Annotated in this window: 1 protein-coding gene; it reads right to left on the bottom strand. The window is 63.9% G+C overall.

What is annotated here, in order from left to right; all coding sequences use genetic code 11:
• Nucleotides 1-1,116 (bottom strand): arginine--tRNA ligase (argS, locus tag OC610_RS27645; RefSeq protein WP_264432692.1); only part of this gene is annotated, 1,116 nt, incomplete at its 3' end.
• Nucleotides 1,117-1,269: the final 153 nt, after the last annotated feature.

Raw genomic sequence — 1,269 nt, 5'->3', positions numbered from 1 at the left:
ACCGAAGCCCATGTGTTCCATTTCCATCGGGTGGGTCACGAAGCCGGCCAGGCGGGCCACTTCGAACACCTGCTGGAAGTGCAGGGCCTGGCGCTGGTCGACGAAATACAGCACCCGATCAGCCTTGAGTACGCGGTTGCGGTAGCGCACGGCCGCCAGGTCGGTGGTGGCGTAGAGGTAGCCGCCGTCGGCCTTGACGATGATCACCGGCAGCGGCTCGCCATCGGCGGTCTTGAACTGGTCGAGGAAGACGCACTGGGCGCCGTTGCTTTCCACCAGCATGCCCTTGGCGCGGAGGTCGTTGACCACATTGACCAGGTCATCGTTGTAGGCGCTTTCACCCATCACGTCGGCCATCGTCAGCTTGACGTTCAGCAACTCGTAGATTTTCTGGCAGTGGGACAGGGAGATGTCCTTGAACTTGGTCCACAGCGCCAGGCACTCGGCGTCGCCGGCCTGCAGCTTGACCACCAGGCCGCGGGCGCGGTCGGCGAATTCAGGCGATTCGTCGAAGCGTTGTTTCGCGGCGCGGTAGAAGTTTTCCAGGTCCGACAGCTCGTCGCTGGTGATCGGGTTTTCCTGCAGGTAGGCCATCAGCATGCCGAACTGGGTGCCCCAGTCGCCGACGTGGTTCTGGCGGATCACCGTGTCGCCGAGGAACTCCAGCACGCGGGCCACGCCGTCGCCAATGATGGTCGAGCGCAGGTGGCCGACGTGCATTTCCTTGGCGAGGTTGGGGGCCGAGAGATCGACCACGGTGCGCTGCAGCGGGCCGGCCTTGCGCACGCCGAGACGCGCGTCGGCCAGGGCAGCGTCGAGGCGCGAGGCCAGGGCCTGGGTGTTCTGGAAGAAGTTGATGAACCCGGGGCCGGCGATGTCAGCCTTGCTGACGTTCTCGTCGGCCGGCAGCGCGGCGATGATTTTTTCCGCCAGGTCGCGAGGCTTCATGCCGGCCGGCTTGGCGAGCATCATCGCGATGTTGCTGGCGAAGTCTCCGTGGGTCTTGTCGCGGGTGTTCTCGACCTGAATCGCCGGCGACAGGCCTTCTGGCAGCACACCTTCAGTGACGAGTTGGGTGATGGCTTGCTGGATGAGCTGGCGAATGGTGTCTTTCATGGTCTTCTCTTTCAACCGCAGGCGCGGCGGCGCTTCGATGCGCTGGTGGAAAAACTGGGCATTATCCGTGGCGCGGGCGAGCTTGCCAACTGTAGCGGGTTGGTTGGGGATGTGTGGTGATTATTCGGACGCCTTCGCGAGCAGGCTCGCTCC

Source organism: Pseudomonas agronomica, from assembly GCF_025917275.1.
Taxonomy (GTDB): Bacteria; Pseudomonadota; Gammaproteobacteria; order Pseudomonadales; family Pseudomonadaceae; genus Aquipseudomonas; species Aquipseudomonas agronomica.
This window is presented reverse-complemented; position numbering and strand designations above follow the sequence as displayed.